At 66.4% G+C, this 16,095-nt stretch carries 12 protein-coding genes and 1 tRNA gene; 4 read left to right on the top strand and 9 right to left on the bottom strand.

The genetic code is table 11. The features are described from left to right. Positions 1 to 7: 7 nt before the first annotated feature. Positions 8 to 769: a DeoR/GlpR family DNA-binding transcription regulator gene (locus tag ABIB54_RS10375; RefSeq protein ID WP_185203874.1), complete on the bottom strand. Its 762-nt coding sequence runs from the start codon at positions 767 to 769 to the stop codon at positions 8 to 10. Between the two features lie 280 nt (positions 770 to 1,049). Beyond that, on the bottom strand, positions 1,050 to 3,728 hold the full coding sequence (polA, locus tag ABIB54_RS10370; RefSeq protein WP_354575438.1) for a DNA polymerase I: 2,679 nt from the start codon (positions 3,726 to 3,728) through the stop codon (positions 1,050 to 1,052). Between the two features lie 54 nt (positions 3,729 to 3,782). Here polA and ABIB54_RS10365 point away from each other — a divergent pair, with 54 nt between their 5' ends. Further along, positions 3,783 to 4,208, top strand: coding sequence for a hotdog fold thioesterase (locus ABIB54_RS10365; protein WP_185203876.1), 426 nt, complete (start codon positions 3,783 to 3,785; stop codon positions 4,206 to 4,208). Between the two features lie 288 nt (positions 4,209 to 4,496). On the opposite strand, the gene ABIB54_RS10360 is transcribed toward ABIB54_RS10365, so the two are convergent. Next, on the bottom strand, positions 4,497 to 5,102 hold the full coding sequence (locus ABIB54_RS10360; protein WP_185203877.1) for an ANTAR domain-containing response regulator: 606 nt from the start codon (positions 5,100 to 5,102) through the stop codon (positions 4,497 to 4,499). A 39-nt stretch (positions 5,103 to 5,141) separates the two neighbouring features. On the opposite strand from ABIB54_RS10360, the gene ABIB54_RS10355 reads away from it, so the two are divergent. Then, positions 5,142 to 5,224: transfer RNA gene (locus ABIB54_RS10355), tRNA-Leu, on the top strand. Positions 5,225 to 5,254: 30 nt separating this feature from the next. Here the strand turns inward: ABIB54_RS10355 and ABIB54_RS10350 are convergent. Next, entirely contained in the window at positions 5,255 to 6,055 is an 801-nt protein-coding gene (locus ABIB54_RS10350; protein WP_354575437.1) for a class I SAM-dependent methyltransferase, read from the bottom strand. A gap of 37 nt (positions 6,056 to 6,092) precedes the next feature. On the opposite strand from ABIB54_RS10350, the gene ABIB54_RS10345 reads away from it, so the two are divergent. Both ABIB54_RS10345 and ABIB54_RS10340 read left to right on the top strand, forming a co-directional pair. Beyond that, positions 6,093 to 6,770 carry a DUF2510 domain-containing protein gene (locus ABIB54_RS10345; protein ID WP_354575436.1) on the top strand — a complete coding sequence of 226 codons (678 nt, stop codon included), beginning with the start codon at positions 6,093 to 6,095 and terminating at the stop codon, positions 6,768 to 6,770. A 56-nt stretch (positions 6,771 to 6,826) separates the two neighbouring features. Beyond that, positions 6,827 to 7,174: a DUF7882 family protein gene (locus ABIB54_RS10340; RefSeq protein WP_354575435.1), complete on the top strand. Its 348-nt coding sequence runs from the start codon at positions 6,827 to 6,829 to the stop codon at positions 7,172 to 7,174. Between the two features lie 44 nt (positions 7,175 to 7,218). Here ABIB54_RS10340 and ABIB54_RS10335 read toward each other — a convergent pair whose 3' ends face one another. The 5 genes from ABIB54_RS10335 to gltB form a co-directional block, all read right to left on the bottom strand. Beyond that, positions 7,219 to 8,109, bottom strand: a complete 891-nt coding sequence (locus ABIB54_RS10335; protein ID WP_354575434.1) for an FHA domain-containing protein — start codon at positions 8,107 to 8,109, stop codon at positions 7,219 to 7,221. 2 nt (positions 8,110 to 8,111) lie between these two features. Then, a complete protein-coding gene (locus ABIB54_RS10330; RefSeq protein ID WP_185203882.1) occupies positions 8,112 to 8,384 on the bottom strand; it encodes a hypothetical protein in 273 nt (90 codons plus the stop codon). Positions 8,385 to 8,492: 108 nt separating this feature from the next. Continuing rightward, positions 8,493 to 9,938, bottom strand: coding sequence for a pyruvate kinase (pyk, locus tag ABIB54_RS10325; protein ID WP_354575433.1), 1,446 nt, complete (start codon positions 9,936 to 9,938; stop codon positions 8,493 to 8,495). A gap of 53 nt (positions 9,939 to 9,991) precedes the next feature. Further along, positions 9,992 to 11,446: a glutamate synthase subunit beta gene (locus ABIB54_RS10320; protein ID WP_354575432.1), complete on the bottom strand. Its 1,455-nt coding sequence runs from the start codon at positions 11,444 to 11,446 to the stop codon at positions 9,992 to 9,994. After that, a complete protein-coding gene (gene gltB, locus ABIB54_RS10315) occupies positions 11,439 to 16,022 on the bottom strand; it encodes a glutamate synthase large subunit (protein ID WP_354575431.1) in 4,584 nt (1,527 codons plus the stop codon). The genes ABIB54_RS10320 and gltB overlap by 8 nt, the downstream gene beginning before the upstream one ends. Between the last annotated feature and the right edge of the window lie 73 nt (positions 16,023 to 16,095).

The raw sequence follows: 16,095 nt of genomic DNA, 5'->3' as shown, positions 1-16,095 counted from the left end.
GAGACGATCACACGATCACCACCGTCGGGCCGGCGCTCTCGATGTCCTCGGCGAACTCCACGTCGAGGCCGACATCCGTGATGATCGTGTCCACCACGCTGAGCGGCGCGACACGGGCGAAGTCCTCCCGGCCGAACTTGGTGTGGTCGGCGAGCACGACGACGCGTCGGGATGCCTCGATCAGGGCGCGCTTGATGGTGGCCTCGGCGATATCGGGAGTGGTGAGCCCGCGTTCCACGCTGATCCCGTTGGTACCCATGAAGGCGACATCCGCGAAGACATCGACGATCTGCGCCTTGGTCCACTCCCCCACCGCGGCCAGCGTTCGCGGGCGCACGACACCGCCGAGAAGGTGCAGGTTGATGTTCGATCGTCCCGTGAGAATCGCCGCGACGGGGATCGAGTGGGTGACGACGGTGAGCTCCCTGTCGGTCGGAAGCAGTTGCGCGAGACGCACCGTCGTCGTTCCGGCGTCGAGGATGATCGAGCCGCCGTCGGGGAGCTCTTCGAGGGCTGCGCGGGCGATGCGTTCCTTCTGCCCGGTGGAGTGAGCTTCGCGGTCCGCGACATCCGGTTCGTTACCGAAGCGTTCGACCGGGATGGCTCCCCCGTGCACCCGACGGAGAACCCCGCGGCGCTCGAGGGCCGTGAGATCACGGCGCACGGTCTCCGGTGTCACCGCGAGGTCACGCGCGAGTCCGGCGACCTCCACGCGGCCGAAGGACCGCGCAGTCTCCAGGATCTGCTTGTGTCGCTCAGGAGCGTACATCGGACCTCTTTGTCTGGGACATAACAACATCGGGAATGTTGTTCTGCGTTTATATAAGTCCGTTTGTGTCCGCTTGTCAACTCACATGCCATTCACAGGCGCGGCGTGTCGCAATACTTCGGGGGGCGCGCCGTCACTCTGCCGAGACTGTGCGCCAGAGAATCCCACCCGCATCCCACTGTTCGGGCGCGAGTCTCACACCGGAGCGCGGCGAGGGGATGCGGCTGGGCCGCCAGTGGGCTGGACCGTCAGTCGGCTGGACCGTAAGTGGGCTAAACCGTCAGTGGGCTGCGGCGTCCCAGTTCGCCCCGAGGCCGATCTGCACCTCGAGCGGCACCGCGAGGTCTGCGGCGTGCCCCATCCGATCGGTGACGACCGCGGTGAGCACATCGAGCTCGCCCGCGGCAACCTCGAAGACCAGCTCGTCGTGAACCTGGAGCAGCAGCCGGGACTCGAGCCCCCGCTCGTCGAGGTCCGAGGCCACCCCGAGCATCGCGATCTTGAGGATGTCCGCGGCCGAGCCCTGGATCGGCGCGTTGAGTGCGGCGCGCTCCGCATTCTGCTTGAGCACCCGGTTATTCGACGCGAGGTCGGGGAACGGGCGGCGACGACCGAAGATCGTTTCGGTGTAGCCGTCTTCCCGCGCCTGGTCCACGACACTCCGCAGGTAGTCGCGCACGGCGCCGAAGCGCTCGAAGTAGTCGGTCATCAGCTGCTTCGCCTCGGAGTTCTCGATCCGCAGTTGCTTGCTCAGCCCGAAAGCGCTGAGGCCGTAGGCGAGTCCGTACGACATCGCCTTGACCTTGGTGCGCATCGCCGAGCTGACGTCAGACGGGTCGACGCCGAAGATGCGGGAGCCGACGAAACGGTGGAGGTCCTCGCCGGAGTTGAAGGCCTCGATGAGCCCGGCGTCCCCGGAGAGGTGAGCCATGATCCGCATCTCGATCTGCGAGTAGTCGGCGGTGAGCAGTGTCGTGAACTCCGGTCCGCACTCGAAGGCGGTGCGGATCTCACGGCCCACCGACGTGCGCACCGGGATGTTCTGCAGGTTCGGGTCGGTCGAGGAGATGCGCCCCGTGCTCGTGCCGGTCTGGTCGTAGCGCGTGTGCACCCGGTGGTCGTCGGCGATGGCCTTCTCCAGCGTGTCGACGATCTGTCGGAGCTTGGTGGCGTCCCGATGCTGCAGCAGCAGGTCGAGGAATGGATGCGGATTCTGCTCCTGAAGGTCGGCGAGGGAGGCGGCATCCGTCGAATAGCCGGTCTTGTTGGCCCGCGTCTTGGGCATCTGCAGGTCCTCGAAAAGCACCTGCTGCAGCTGCTTGGGCGACCCGAGATTGATCTCCCGGCCGCCGATCTCCGCGTAGGCGCGCGCGGCCAGATCCGCCGCCGTCTCTCCGAGCTCGCGATTGAGCCGCTCGAGGATACCCGAATTCACCGTGATGCCCGTCGACTCCATCGCCGAGACGACGGGGACGAGAGGCAACTCGATCTCGCGAAGCACGCGCAGCGATCCCTCGTCGAGCCGTTCGCTCAGGTACTCCGAGAGCCGAAGGACGTACCACGCCTGGGTTGCCGCACTCACCGCATCCGTTTCCGGCACGAGCTGGTTGGGATCCGGTTCGGCCAGGTGCTCGCCGAGGTGCGTGTAGACCTGATCCGCGAGGGGCTGGTCGTGACCGCCGGGCTTCAGCAGCCAGGCGGCGAGGGTCGTGTCGAAGGCGACGCCGTCGATGGGGAGGCCGGCCTTCTGCAGTCGCTTGAGCGCTGGCTTGTAGTCGAACAGGTACTTCGGAGCGGGGGACGCGAGCCACGCGGCGAGGGCGTCGTAGTCCGGGCGGCCGGCAGCCCACGGAACATAGGCGGAGTCATCCGTCGTCGCCAGCCCGAATCCGGTGATGCCATCGAGACCGATGTCGAGGTGGAGGCCGAGTGCTCTGGTTCCCTTCGCCGTCACCGTCGCGATCCAGTGTCCGAGTTCTTCATCGATCATCGTTCGCACGCCGGGGATCTCCGATACCGGGGCAGCGGAACCCTCGCCGGTGGACTCCACCGAGACGGGGTCACCCGCGGCCGCCGCGATCTTCAGTACGCGGTCGAGCAAGGTTCGGAACTGCAGCTTGTCGAAGACCTCGCGCACGGCCGCTTCGTCGATCGGCCGCCGATCGAGATCGTGGGGGCCGACAGGCAATTCGACATCGGTGAGCAGGTGGTTGAGCTTTCGGTTGCGGATGGCACGGTCCTGCTGCTCACGCAGCTTCTCCCCGACCACGCCCTTGATCTCATCCGCGTGAGCGAGCACCTCGTCGAGTCCGCCGTACTGGGTGATCCACTTGACGGCGGTCTTCTCCCCCACCTTGTCGATGCCGATGAGGTTGTCGCTGGTCTCGCCGACGAGAGCGGCGACATCCGGGTACTGGTGCGGTTCGATGCCGTACCGCTCGAACACGGCATCCCGGTCGTAACGCTTGAGCTCCGACACCCCGCGGGCGTTCGGGTAGAGAAGGGTCACGTCGTCGTTCACCATCTGGATCGCGTCCCGGTCGCCGGAGACGATGAGCACCCGGAAGCCCTCCTGCGCTCCCTTCGAGGCGAGGGTGGCGAGGATGTCGTCGGCCTCGTAGTCCTCCTTCGAGATCGTGGTGATACCCATGGCGTGGAGCGCCTCTTCGAGAAGGGGGATCTGGCCGATGAATTCCGCCGGGGTCTCGCCCCTTGTGCCCTTGTATTCGGGATATTCCCTGGTGCGGAAGGAGTAGCGCGAGATATCGAAGGCCACCGCGAGATGGCTCGGCTTCTCTTTCTGAAGCAGGTTCAGCATCATCGAGATGAACCCGTGGATCGCGTTGGTGTGCTGTCCCTCCCGGTTCTGGAAACTGTCGACGGGTAGGGCGTAGAACGCCCGGAAGGCAAGCGAATGCCCGTCGATAACGAGGAGGGTAGGCTTTTCGTTGTCCGGCACGAAGCCAGCCTATCCGCGGCCGCCGACACCCCGCAGCCCGCCAGGAAGAAGACGATGACCATCATCCCCGACGATCTCGACCCGGAACTGGTGGAGCGGCTGGTGAACTCCGGCGGCGGTGCCCTCGCCCAGAAGATGGGCTTCGAATTCCTCGAACTCTCGGCCGAACGGTCCGTCGCGACCATGCCCGTCGATGGCAACACCCAGGTCGTCGGGCTCCTCCACGGCGGCGCGCATGTCGTACTCGCCGAGACCCTCGGATCCGTGTCATCCGCGATCCATGCCGGACCCGGGCGCATCGCGGTCGGCATCGAGATCAACGCGACCCACAGTCGCTCCATCACGTCGGGAATCGTCACCGGCACCTGTGTGGCGCTCAACCTGGGTCGCACCCTCGCCACTCACGAAATCGTGATGCGGGACGAGCAGGGTCGACGACTGTCGACCGTGCGCATGACCAACTTCCTGCGCGACGCCTGACCTCGACGGCCGCCGAGGCAGGCGTCGGCCTGCCTCGGTCGCGTCGACCGTGCTGCGTCGAGGCTTCGACCGCGTCGAGCGTGCTGCGTCGAGGCTTCGCGGGGAGCGGTTGCGGCGCGGTCGTCTAGCCAGCGGCGCCCGCAGGGAGAGTCCACCGGCGGACCCCGGCTCGGACACGCCGCGCGGCGGACGGCAGAACCGGCGCGTCATCCGGGATCTCCGCTGTCGGCTTACCGGCACCGAGAAAAGCCACGCACCGAGGCGCGTGGGATCGAGCGGAGCTGTGCGCTACTTCTTGGCGGAGAGCTGCTCGATGATCGCCTGGGCGACATCGTGCATGGTGAGACGGCGGTCCATGGATGCCTTCTGGATCCAGCGGAATGCCTCGGGCTCGGTGAGCCCCATCTTCTCGTTGAGGAGGCCCTTGGCGCGATCCACGAGCTTGCGGGTCTCGAAGCGTTCGACGAGGTCGGTGACCTCGGCCTCGAGGGTGATGATCTGCGCGTACCGCGCCAGAGCGATCTCGATCGCCGGAAGCAGGTCGTTGGGCGTGAAGGGCTTCACGACGTAGGCGAGGGCGCCGGCCTCGGTCGCCCGCTCGACGAGCTCCTTCTGGCTGAAGGCGGTGAGCAGGACCACGGGTGCGATGTGGTTCTTGGTGAGTCGCTCGGCGGCGGAGATCCCGTCGAGGAGCGGCATCTTCACGTCCATGATCACGAGATCCGGTCGCAGTTCCGTGGCCAGGGCGACGGCGGTCTCCCCGTCCCCGGCCTCACCGACGACCTCGAAGCCGTTGTCTCGAAGCGTTTCGACGATGTCGAGGCGGATGAGCGACTCATCCTCGGCCACCACCACACGGCGGGGGGTCTGAGTAGCGTTTTCCTGGTCTGGCACGATCACAACCCTACGGTATTCTTGGGCTCGGTATCGTGCGCCGGTGTGGCGGAATGGCAGACGCGGAGCACTCAAAATGCTTTGCTCGAAAGGGCGTGTGGGTTCGAGTCCCACCACCGGCACGATGGGGCACGACCGCAGGGCGCCGTCGGTCAGGCCGTAGCCGTCGCGACGAACGCGGTGACGAGCGGATGCGGCGAGGCCGTCATCCAGTCCCTCAGCGCCGATACCGCATGATCCCGTCGCTCGGGCATGAGGGCGGAGAGCACCGGTCCGTAGGGTGTACCGAAAATGCCGTTGACCGCGTCGTCGACGCTCGGCCAGTCGAGGCGCAGCGAGGTGGTCTCGATCGTGGTGCTCTCGAATCCCGCGAGTATTTTCACGAGCTTCGCCCGGGTCATCTTGAATGAGTCGAAGTCCCAGGCCCGGGTGAACGGCTCGTCGATGCCCTCGTCGCGGAGGGCGTCTCCGTAACTGTCGAAGGGCTCAAGGCGCATGGCGGCGACCCACACGACGATGCCGAGACTGCCGCCAGGACGAAGCACTCGCTTCATCTCCGCGAGGGCGGCCGCCTGGTCGCGCACGAAGGGCAGTCCGTGCTGGCAGAGCACGATGTCGACCGAGTCGTCCTCGAGCGGAAGGGCTGTCGCCGGTGCCTCCAGGGTCTCGATCGACGCGCCTTCCGGGTCTGCACCGCGAGAGACCTCGGCGAGCATTCCCGTGCTGATATCGCTCGCGATCACCCGGCCGGCCGGTCCCACCGCCGTCGCAGCGGCCCTGGCGACCGCTCCGGTGCCCGAGGCGACATCGAGCACCGTTAGGCCCGGCCGGGGCGCGACGGTCTCCACCAGGTGCCGCGCCCATGGCTCGAAGACCGTCGGCAGGAGGTACTGGCGGTAGTTCTCGGCGATCGAGTGCGATTGGAACAGGCTCGATCGGGCATCCTCAGTCATTTTTCGCTCCTCCTTGGTCGGGCTTGAACTGCGGGGCGTGGCTAGGCTGGTGCTCGCCCACTACCGTGACGACACCGCTGGAGAACTCGTGACTGACCTGCCAACACCTGCTCCATCGGTCCCGAACACGCCCGCCGGCTGGTACCCGGACCATACCGGTGCTCCCCAATTGCGCTGGTGGGACGGTGCGGCCTGGACGGAACGGGTGAGCCCTGTCACACCGGCATCCGGAGTCGCGCCGTATTCGCTCAGACCGGCACCACGGACGGTGCCAGCCAACACCCCGGTGTATAACGTGTTCATCTGGGTCATCGCCCTGCTTCCGTTACTCGGCATCGTGACTCTACTCACGATCAACCTGTCCGCTCTAGTGGCAACCTCCTCCGACCCCCTGGCGATGTACCGGGACCCGGGATACATCACGAGCCTCGTGCTCGGCTGGATCGTCTACGGCGGAGCGGTGGTGCTCGCCTACTTCGACCGGAAGCGACTGTTGCGCGACGGCTACGATCGTCCATTCCACTGGGCCTGGACCTTCTTCAGCGGCGGGGTCTACGTGATCGGGCGTTCCGTGATCGTCGGGAGAAGAGCGGGTCACGGCAGGGCCCCGCTCTGGGTCTGGGTCGCCATCACCGTGTTCGTCGTCGTGATCAACGTGGTGAAATTCAGCATGTTCGTGGCCGGCCTGGTCGGCACCACCCCGCTCTCGAGCTGAGAACCTTGGCGTTGATCAATCAGCGCTAGGGTTGCCTCAACTTCTGGAGCACCCCCATGGGTAGTCTGCTGCACGGCGATTCAGGCACCGAGATCGGTTTCGACGACCGTTCGCTCATGCATCTGCAGGTGGTCATCACGGCGAAACTCCGGCGGCGAGAGAGCTTCCTCTTCACCTGGATCAACTCCGCCGAGGGCGGCGGCGGTCGCAGTTCGATCCTGTTCGCCCAGGGCAACGCCATCGTCTATCGATTCGCGGGGAGCAGAGCCCCGTCCCTCAACCGTGACTGGATCGAAACGCTCATGCTTTCCGCCAACAGTGCCGCCGGCCTGCAGTTCTCGAGCGAGCCGATCGCCGTTCGCACCGCGTCGCCCGGCCCGGGTGGGACCCAGCCTCGGCGCTGACCCGGCGCTGACCCAGCGCTGACCCGGCTCCCGCGTCCCACCCGCTACCGCGGGGAGGATCGTCCCGGTCGAGGGTCTGCCTGCGGCTTCTGCCGGGCTAATTCCCCGCCGACGCGCCCTCCGTAGGGTCGGCCGTGGTCCGCGAACTCCTCCCGGAAGTATGCCATCTTCCACTTGCCGAGTTCGATCCGGGTGCCGGTGCGCAGAACCTGCCCGCCATCCTTCCGCCCGCCCGCATCGGCAAGACGCGAACTGCCGCTCAGCTCGCCGATGGGATAGAGCACGTACTCGTCGTCTTTCGTGTGGCGGATTTCCGCGTGAACGGGGCTCAGGCCCTCGAGCTGCAGGTCGGCCTCGGCTCCGGAGCCGATGGTCGTGCCGTCGGGAAGCAGATCGAACTCCCGCGGCATCTGGCCGTTCCAGTTCTTCGAGCCGATGACGAAGATCAGTCGAGGTCGACCGGACCCCGGCAGGTAGTGCGTGGTGGTGACCGTGCGTCGGATGCGACGGCTCACCGTCGGCACGAGCGGGAACAGGGTAGCGGGAGGGAGAGACACCGCGGGCGCGGCAGTGCCGCGCCGCCGAAGCAGCGGAGCGACCGCCGCCGCGCTCCCGAGCCTGATGTGCGGTGAGCCGGTCACGACACGCTGCACCACCGGGGCATTCACGTCGCCGATCCGCGCGATGACCCCCTCTGGTCCGGTCAGGGTGACGGACAGGCCGTACCCCGCGATCTCCTGAGCGAGCGTGCGGATGTCGGCGAGCTTGACACTGCGCCCCTGCATCAGCATTTCGGGGTGGTTCGCGAAGATCTGGATATCGGTGCCCGCCGCCGTGACGGTGCCCTCGAGGGCATGCGCGGCATCTGCGCCCTCGGCGTGCGGCTCATCCAGCGAGAAGCTGAGGTCGATCTCCAGCCGGGGAACGGCCACCATGATCAGTTGCGGTGCTGGTCTGCGCCGGCAGCCTGGTCGTCACTCGTGGTGACCCGCAGCGTGCCGTTGAGCTTCCAGGTCGCACGCGGGGCATCGGGACCGATGTCTCTCGGCACCTCGACGGTCATGTCGATGAAGCTGTAGTTGACCGCTGCACCACGACCGGTGAGATACGACCACATCTCCCGCCCGAGGTCCGTCCAGTCGCTGATACTGCGACCCTCCGGTCCCGCTGAATCGTCGAATGGGCCCGAAACCTGCTGTGAGTCTGTCACGATGAAATCCTTCCCGAGTGCGTTGACTCACCGTACCGAGACGGTGAGGCTGGCCGCCGATTTCACAGCCGACAGCCAGCCTCATCCCCGACTACGGGGCGCTCGAAGTCATTCCGCGGCGTACGCCGGCGCTACCGCGTTGTGGGCATCTCCCATACGGTGTACCCGCATATCGTTGGTGCCTCCGGAGATTCCGGGAGGGGACCCGGCGATGACCACGACCTTCTCGCCGACGACGGCCCGGTTGTGACCGATCAGGATGTCATCGACCTGGCCGAACAGCTCATCGGTGTGCTTCTTGCGCTCGACACGATAGGTCTCCGTGCCCCACACCCAGGCGAGGCGATTGCGGATGCGCTCCTCCGGGGTGAAAGCGATGATGGGGATGCGGTTGCGCAGCCGGGACATCCGTCGCACCGAATCCCCGGACTCGGTGAACACGCAGAGGAACTTGGCCTCGACGAACTCCGCTACCTCGGCGGCGGCGAGGGTGATGGCGCCGCCCTGGGTGCGCGGCTTCGTACCGAGCTGCGCGATGCGCTCGAGCCCGTGCTCCTCGGTGGAGGTGATGATGCGTGCCATGGTCTGAACCGTGATCACGGGGTACTCCCCCACGCTGGTCTCGCCGCTCAGCATCACGGCATCGGCTCCGTCGAGCACGGCGTTTGCGACATCCGAGGTCTCCGCACGGGTCGGGATCGGGCTCGAGATCATGGATTCGAGCATCTGGGTTGCGACGATGACGGGCTTGGCCATGCGACGAGAGAGCTCGACCGCGCGCTTCTGAACGATCGGTACGGCCTCGAGCGGTAGTTCCACTCCGAGGTCTCCCCGCGCGACCATGATGCCGTCGAAGGCGTCGATGATGGCTTCGAGGTTGTCGACGGCCTGCGGCTTCTCGACCTTGGCGATGACCGGCACCTTGACGCCCTCTTCGGCCATGATCTCGTGTACGCGCACGATGTCTTCGGCGTTGCGCACGAAGGAGAGCGCGATGAGATCCGCGCCGAGCTTCAGGCCCCAGCGGAGGTCCGCCTCATCCTTCTCGGACAGAGCGGGAACGTTCACAGCGACACCGGGCAGGTTGATGCCCTTGTTGTTCGACACCGCTCCGCCGACGACGACCTCGGTGGTGACGACGGTGCCGTCGGTCGAGATGACCTTGAGCTTGACCTTGCCGTCATCGATGAGGAGGGGGTCCCCCGGCTTCACGTCGTTGGGCAGGCCCTTGAAGGTTGTGCTCGAGAGCTCCTTGGTACCGAGCACGTCTTCGATGGTGATCTTGAAGGTGTCGCCGACGGCGAGATCGTGGGGCCCGTTCGCGAACTTGCCGAGGCGGATCTTCGGGCCCTGCAGGTCGACCAGCACGGCGACGGCACGGCCGGAGTCGGCACTCGCCTTGCGGATGTTCGCGTAGACCTCCTCATGCACGTCATAGCTGCCGTGGCTGAGGTTCATCCGGGCGACATCAACTCCGGCATCCACGATGGCACGGATGTTTTCATAGCTGGCCGTTGCCGGACCGAGGGTTGCGACGATTTTTGCGCGTCTCATGTGTTTCTTTCTGTTGTGGGAAGAACTCGTGAAGAGTGAGGGGAAGAGGAGCCTTAGATCGCGATGGCGCGGTCGGTCGGGGCGACAGGGGACGGGAGTTCAGTGTCGCCCTCGAGGAAGCGGTCCACGGCGGCGGCGGCGGCTCGCCCCTCCGCAATGGCCCAGACGATGAGGGACTGGCCCCGGCCCGCGTCGCCGGCGACGAACACGCCGGATTCGCTGGTGTGGTAATCGGAATCGCGCTCAACGTTTCCACGCTCGAGGGGGAGGTGCAACTGGGACTCCAGCGCATCGCTCTCCGTTCCCGTGAATCCGAGGGCGAGAAGGACGAGATCCGCCGGGATCTCCCGCTCGGTGCCCGCCTTCGGAACCCGACGACCGTCGAGGTATTCGGTCTCCGCGACGCGGATGGCGCGAACCTCTCCGGCGTCGTTGGAGAGGAATTCCACGGTGGATGCGAGGTAGACCCGTTCGCCGCCCTCCTCGTGCGCACTCGACACCTCGAAGAGGGTCGGGGACATCGGCCAGGGCTGGTGCTCCGGACGTTCGTGGGGCGGCTGGAGTCCGATGGCCAGGTTGGTGACGGAGAGGGCCTGCTGGCGGTGCGCCGTGCCGATGCAGTCCGCACCGGTGTCGCCGCCACCGAGGACGACGACATGCTTGCCGTCGGCGGTGAGCTGATCGACGATCACGTCACCGGCACCCACCCGGTTCTGCTGCACAAGGTAGTCCATCGCGAAGTGCACGCCGGAAAGGTCGCGCCCGGGGATGGGAAGGTCTCGCGGCGTGAGGGCTCCGGTGGCGATCACCACCGCGTCGTAGCGCGCCCTCAGGTCATCCCAGGTGATGTCGACGCCGATATTCACGCCAGCCCGGAAACGGGTGCCCTCGGCCTGCATCTGCTTGAGCCGCAGCTCGATGTGACGCTTCTCCATTTTGAAGTCAGGGATGCCGTAGCGGAGGAGACCGCCGATGCGGTCGTCCCGCTCGAACACCGCGACAGTGTGACCGGCGCGGGTGAGCTGCTGGGCCGCGGCGAGACCGGCGGGGCCGGATCCGACGACCGCGACCGTCTTGCCGGTGAGGCGTTCGGGGGGATGCGGCTCAACCCAGTCATTGGCGAAGGCCTGATCGATGATCGCCACTTCGACGTTCTTGATGGTCACGGCGGGCTGGTTGATGGCGAGGACGCACGACGACTCGCACGGGGCGGGACACAGCCGACCGGTGAACTCGGGGAAGTTGTTGGTGGCATGCAGACGCTCGATGGCCTGTCGACCCTCCCCACGCCAGGTGAGGTCGTTCCACTCGGGAATGAGGTTGCCGAGCGGGCAGCCATGGTGGCAGAAGGGGATGCCGCAGTCCATGCAGCGACCCGCCTGCTTGCGCACGGTTGCGGCATCACCCTGCTCGTAGACCTCTTTCCAGTCCATCAGCCGCAGCGCGACCGGGCGCCGCGCGGGCAGCTCCCGCTCACGCGTCTTCAGGAATCCCTTGGGATCAGCCACCGGTTACCTCCATGATCCGAGACCAGACAACATCCCCGTCGGGGTCGAGCCCCTCTTCGACCGCGGTCGCGCGCGTCGCGATGACCGCGGCGTAGTCGCGGGGCAGAACCTTGACGAACCGGGCCATCGACTCGTCGAGGTTCTCGAGCATCCGGGCCGCGACTGCCGAATCCGTCTGTGCGAGGTGCTGCTGGAGCAGGTCTGTCACGATCTCGACATCGCCCGCGCCCAGCGGCAGCAGTTCGAGCTCGCCCGAGGCGAGGGCATCGCGGTTGACCCGCTCGGGAGCGAGGTCGAAGACGTAGGCGGTGCCACCGGACATACCGGCGCCGAGGTTACGCCCGGTGCCGCCGAGGATCACGGCGAGGCCGCCGGTCATGTATTCGAGGGCATGATCGCCGACTCCCTCGACGACCGCGGTCGCCCCGGAGTTACGCACGAGGAAGCGTTCCCCCACGATGCCGCGAAGGAACAGGCTGCCCTGCGTCGCACCGTAGCCGATCACATTGCCGGCGATCACGTTGCGCTCGGCCGGGAAGCTGCTGTTTCGATCGGGGCGCACGATGATCTGGCCGCCACAGAGACCCTTGCCGACGTAGTCGTTGCTGTCCCCCTCCAGTCGCAGGGTGATGCCGCTCGGCACGAACGCACCGAAGGACTGACCGGCGGTTCCGCGCAGGGTGATGTCGATGGTGCCGGTTGGCAGGCCGTTCTCCCCGTGACGAAGGGTGACCTCGTGCCCGAGCATCGTGCCGACGGCACGCTCCGTGTTGCGGATGGGGAGGGAGATGGCCACGGGCTCGCCACTCTGCAGCGCGCCCGCGCTCTGCCGGATCAGCTCCACATCGAAGTGCTTATCGAGCTCGTGCTCCTGCTGGGAGACGTTGGATCGCGGTTCGTCCGCACCGAAGACCGGGCCGTCGAGGATCGGCGCGAGGTTCAATCCATCGGCCTTCCAGTGCTCGATCGCGCGGTTGACGTCGAGAAGCTCGGAGTGCCCGACCGCCTCTTCGATCGACCGGAACCCGAGCTCGGCGAGATACTCCCGCACCTCCTGCGCGAGGAACTCGAAGAAGTTCACGACGAACTCCGGCTTTCCGGTGAAGCGTTTGCGCAGCTCGGGGTTCTGGGTGGCGACGCCGACGGGGCAGGTGTCCAGGTGGCAGACGCGCATGAGGATGCACCCGGAGACCACGAGGGGAGCGGTCGCGAAGCCGTATTCTTCGGCTCCGAGCAGAGCGGCGACGATCACGTCACGGCCGGTCTTCATCTGGCCGTCCACCTGCACAACGACGCGTCCGCGCATGCCATTGAGCATCAGCGTCTGCTGCGTTTCGGCGAGGCCGAGCTCCCAGGGCGTTCCCGCGTGCTTCAACGAGTTGAGCGGGCTCGCGCCGGTGCCCCCATCGTGGCCGGAGACCAGCACGACGTCCGCGAGGGCTTTCGTGACACCTGCGGCGACCGCTCCGATGCCCGACTGACTCACCAGTTTGACGTGCACCCGGGCATCCGGGTTCGCTCGCTTGAGGTCGAAGATCAGCTGCTTGAGATCCTCGATCGAGTAGATATCGTGATGCGGCGGGGGGCTGATGAGGCCGACACCGGCGGTGGCGTGGCGGGTCTTCGCGATCCAGGGGTAGACCTTGTTCGACGGCAGCTGGCCGCCCTCGCCGGGCTTCGCCCCCTGTGCCATCTTGATCTGGATGTCGGTGGCATGGGTGAGATACATGCTGGTGACACCGAATCGACCGGATGCGACCTGCTTGATCGCGCTGCGGCGCTCCGGGTCGAGGAGACGCGCGGTATCCTCGCCGCCCTCCCCCGTGTTGCTCTTCGCTCCGAGGCTGTTCATGGCGATGGCCAGGGTCTCGTGCGCCTCGCCGCTGATCGAGCCGTAGCTCATGGCACCGGTGGAGAACCGGGTGACGATGGAGGCTACGGACTCCACCTCGTCGATGGGAACGGCGGGCCGCTCACCATCGCGCAGCGAGAACAGCCCGCGGAGTGTCATGAGCTGGGTGGCCTGCTCATCCACGAGTTTCGTGTACTGGCGGAAGATGTCGTAACGCCGTGACCGGGTCGCGTGCTGCAGCTTGAAGACCGTGTCCGGGTTGAAGAGGTGAGGCGGGCCTTCACGGCGCCACTGGTACTCCCCGCCGATGGCGAGCCGTTCGTGCGCGTTGATCGCGCCGTCTTCCGGGTAGGCGGCCAGGTGGCGTGACGCACTCTCCGCGGCGATCACGTCGATGCCGATCCCGCCGAGCAGGCTCGAGGTTCCGGTGAAGTACTGGTCGACGAATGCCTGGTCGAGTCCGACCGCCTCGAAGGCCTGCGCGCCGGCATAAGAGCCGACGACGGAGATGCCCATCTTCGACATGATCTTGAGCACGCCCTTGCCGAGGGCCTTGATCAGATTCTTCACGGCCTTCTGCGCGTCGATGCTGGAGATCATGCCACTGCGCACGAGCTCCTCGGCGGACTCCATGGCGAGGTATGGATTGATCGCCGACGCGCCGTAGCCGATCAGGAGCGCGACGTGATGCACCTCCCGCACGTCCCCGGCCTCGACGATGAGCCCGACCTTCATGCGGTTCTCGGCCCGGATGAGGTGGTGATGTACCGCCGCGAGCATGAGCAGCGACGGCACCGGGGCGAAGTCCTTGTTGGAGTCGCGATCCGACAGCACGATGAACAGGGCCCCGTCGGCGATGGCGGTATCGACCTCTTCACACATAGCGGCGATGCGCTGCTCCATGGCTTTCGGGCCCTGGTCGACGCGGTAGAGCCCCTTGATCGTGCGGGTGGGGTTGAAAGCCTGGCGAGAGGACTTGGGCGCGATGTGCTGAATCTTGGCCAGTTCATCGTTGTCGATCACCGGAAAGTCGAGGATCACCTGGCGAGCGTGCTCCGGAGTGGCATCCAGGAGGTTTCGCTCGGGGCCGAGACCCAGCTTGAGCGAGGTGACGACCTCCTCGCGGATGCTGTCGAGGGGCGGGTTCGTCACCTGGGCGAACTGCTGGGTGAAGTAGTCGAAAAGCAGTCGGGGTCGCTTCGACAACACGGCGATCGGGGTGTCGGAGCCCATGGCCCCGAGGGGTTCGGCGCCGTTCTCCGCCATCGGCTTCAGCAGGATCCGCACCTCCTCCTCGGTGTATCCGAAGGTGCGCTGGCGACGGGTGACCGAGGCGGGGGTGTGAACGATGTGTTCGCGCTCCGGCAGGTCTTTGAGGTTGATGCGACCGCCATCCAGCCAGGCACCCCAGGGCTCGGATGCCGCAAGCTCGCTCTTGATCTCGTCGTCTTCGATGAGGCGGCCGGCCTCCGTGTCGACGAGGAACATCTTGCCCGGGCGCAACCGGCCCTTTCGCACGACCCGCTCGGGGGCGATGTCGAGAACACCGATCTCACTCGCGAGCACGACGAGACCGTCGTCGGTGACGAGGTAGCGGCCGGGGCGCAGTCCGTTGCGGTCGAGCGTGGCGCCGACGAGTGACCCATCGGTGAAGACGAGGGCGGCCGGGCCGTCCCACGGCTCCATGAGCATCGAGTGGTACTCGTAGAAGTCGCGACGGGCTGGATCGATGTCCAGCTGGTTCTCGTAGGCTTCCGGCACCATCATCATCATCGCGTGCGGCAGCGACCTGCCACCGAGGTTCAGCAGTTCGACGACCTCGTCGAAGGACGCGGAGTCGCTTGCGCCCGGCGTGACGATGGGCAGGATCGGCGCCAGGTCACCGAGCAGCTCCGACTCCAGTTGCGACTGCCGTGCGCGCATCCAGTTGCGGTTTCCCTGCACCGTGTTGATCTCGCCGTTGTGGGCGATCATGCGGAAGGGCTGGGCGAGCGGCCACGACGGGAAGGTGTTGGTCGAGTACCGGGAGTGCACGAGGGCGAGTTTCGACGCGAACCGCTCGTCGGAGAGGTCGGGGTAGAAGGGCTCGAGCTGAAGGGTCGTGACCATGCCCTTGTAGACGATGGTGCGGCAGCTCAGTGAGGGGAAGTAGGCATTGAGTTCGCGCTCGGCCCGCTTGCGGAGCCGGAACGACTGGCGGTCGAGAGCGATGCCCCGCACCGGCGCGCCCACGGAGCCGAGCGTGCTCGCGAGGAAGACCTGCTCGAAGAAGGGCATCGCCTCACGAGCGAGGTTGCCGAGCCCATCCGGACGCACAGGAACCTCACGCCAGCCCAACACCGTGAGGTGCTCCTGCTCGGCGAGGGCGGCGAATGCCTGCTTGATCGAGGCGCGTTCGTCGTCGTCGACGGGCAGGAAGGCCGTGCCGGCGATGTACTCACCGACGGGCGGGAGCGAGATGCCGGAGACCGCGCGGAAGAAGGCATCCGGAATCTGCGTGACGATGCCCGCGCCATCGCCCGTGCCTGCGTCCGACCCGATGGCACCGCGGTGCTCGAGGTTGCGCAGGGCACCGAGGGCGAGGTCGATGATGTCGTGCCCGGCGGCACCACGCAGGGTCGCGACCATCGCGAGGCCACAGGCATCCTTTTCGCGGCGCGGGTCGTACATTCCGGTCGCGGCGGGAGTGGTGCTGAAGCGGGAAAAAGCTGGCGTGAGTGCCATGGTGAAACCGTCCTCACGAAGTTACGTCGGCAGGTGGGACGGCGGCGGCCCGAAGAGTTGAAGCCCGAGATGA

This window comes from Frigoribacterium sp. UYMn621 (assembly GCF_040549525.1).
In the GTDB taxonomy this organism is placed as follows: Bacteria; Actinomycetota; Actinomycetes; order Actinomycetales; family Microbacteriaceae; genus Lacisediminihabitans.
Note: the sequence above shows the minus strand (reverse complement) of the source record. Positions and strands in the feature narration are given on the sequence as shown.

What these genes read in the sequence shown, in the direction of transcription:
- ABIB54_RS10375 (WP_185203874.1), bottom strand. Translation starts at nt 769, where the DNA reads ATGTACGCTCCTGAGCGACACAAGCAGATCCTGGAGACTGCGCGGTCC.
- ABIB54_RS10365 (WP_185203876.1), top strand. Translation starts at nt 3,783, where the DNA reads ATGACCATCATCCCCGACGATCTCGACCCGGAACTGGTGGAGCGGCTG.
- ABIB54_RS10350 (WP_354575437.1), bottom strand. Translation starts at nt 6,055, where the DNA reads ATGACTGAGGATGCCCGATCGAGCCTGTTCCAATCGCACTCGATCGCC.
- ABIB54_RS10340 (WP_354575435.1), top strand. Translation starts at nt 6,827, where the DNA reads ATGGGTAGTCTGCTGCACGGCGATTCAGGCACCGAGATCGGTTTCGAC.
- ABIB54_RS10335 (WP_354575434.1), bottom strand. Translation starts at nt 8,109, where the DNA reads ATGGTGGCCGTTCCCCGGCTGGAGATCGACCTCAGCTTCTCGCTGGAT.
- pyk (WP_354575433.1), bottom strand. Translation starts at nt 9,938, where the DNA reads ATGAGACGCGCAAAAATCGTCGCAACCCTCGGTCCGGCAACGGCCAGC.
- gltB (WP_354575431.1), bottom strand. Translation starts at nt 16,022, where the DNA reads ATGGCACTCACGCCAGCTTTTTCCCGCTTCAGCACCACTCCCGCCGCG.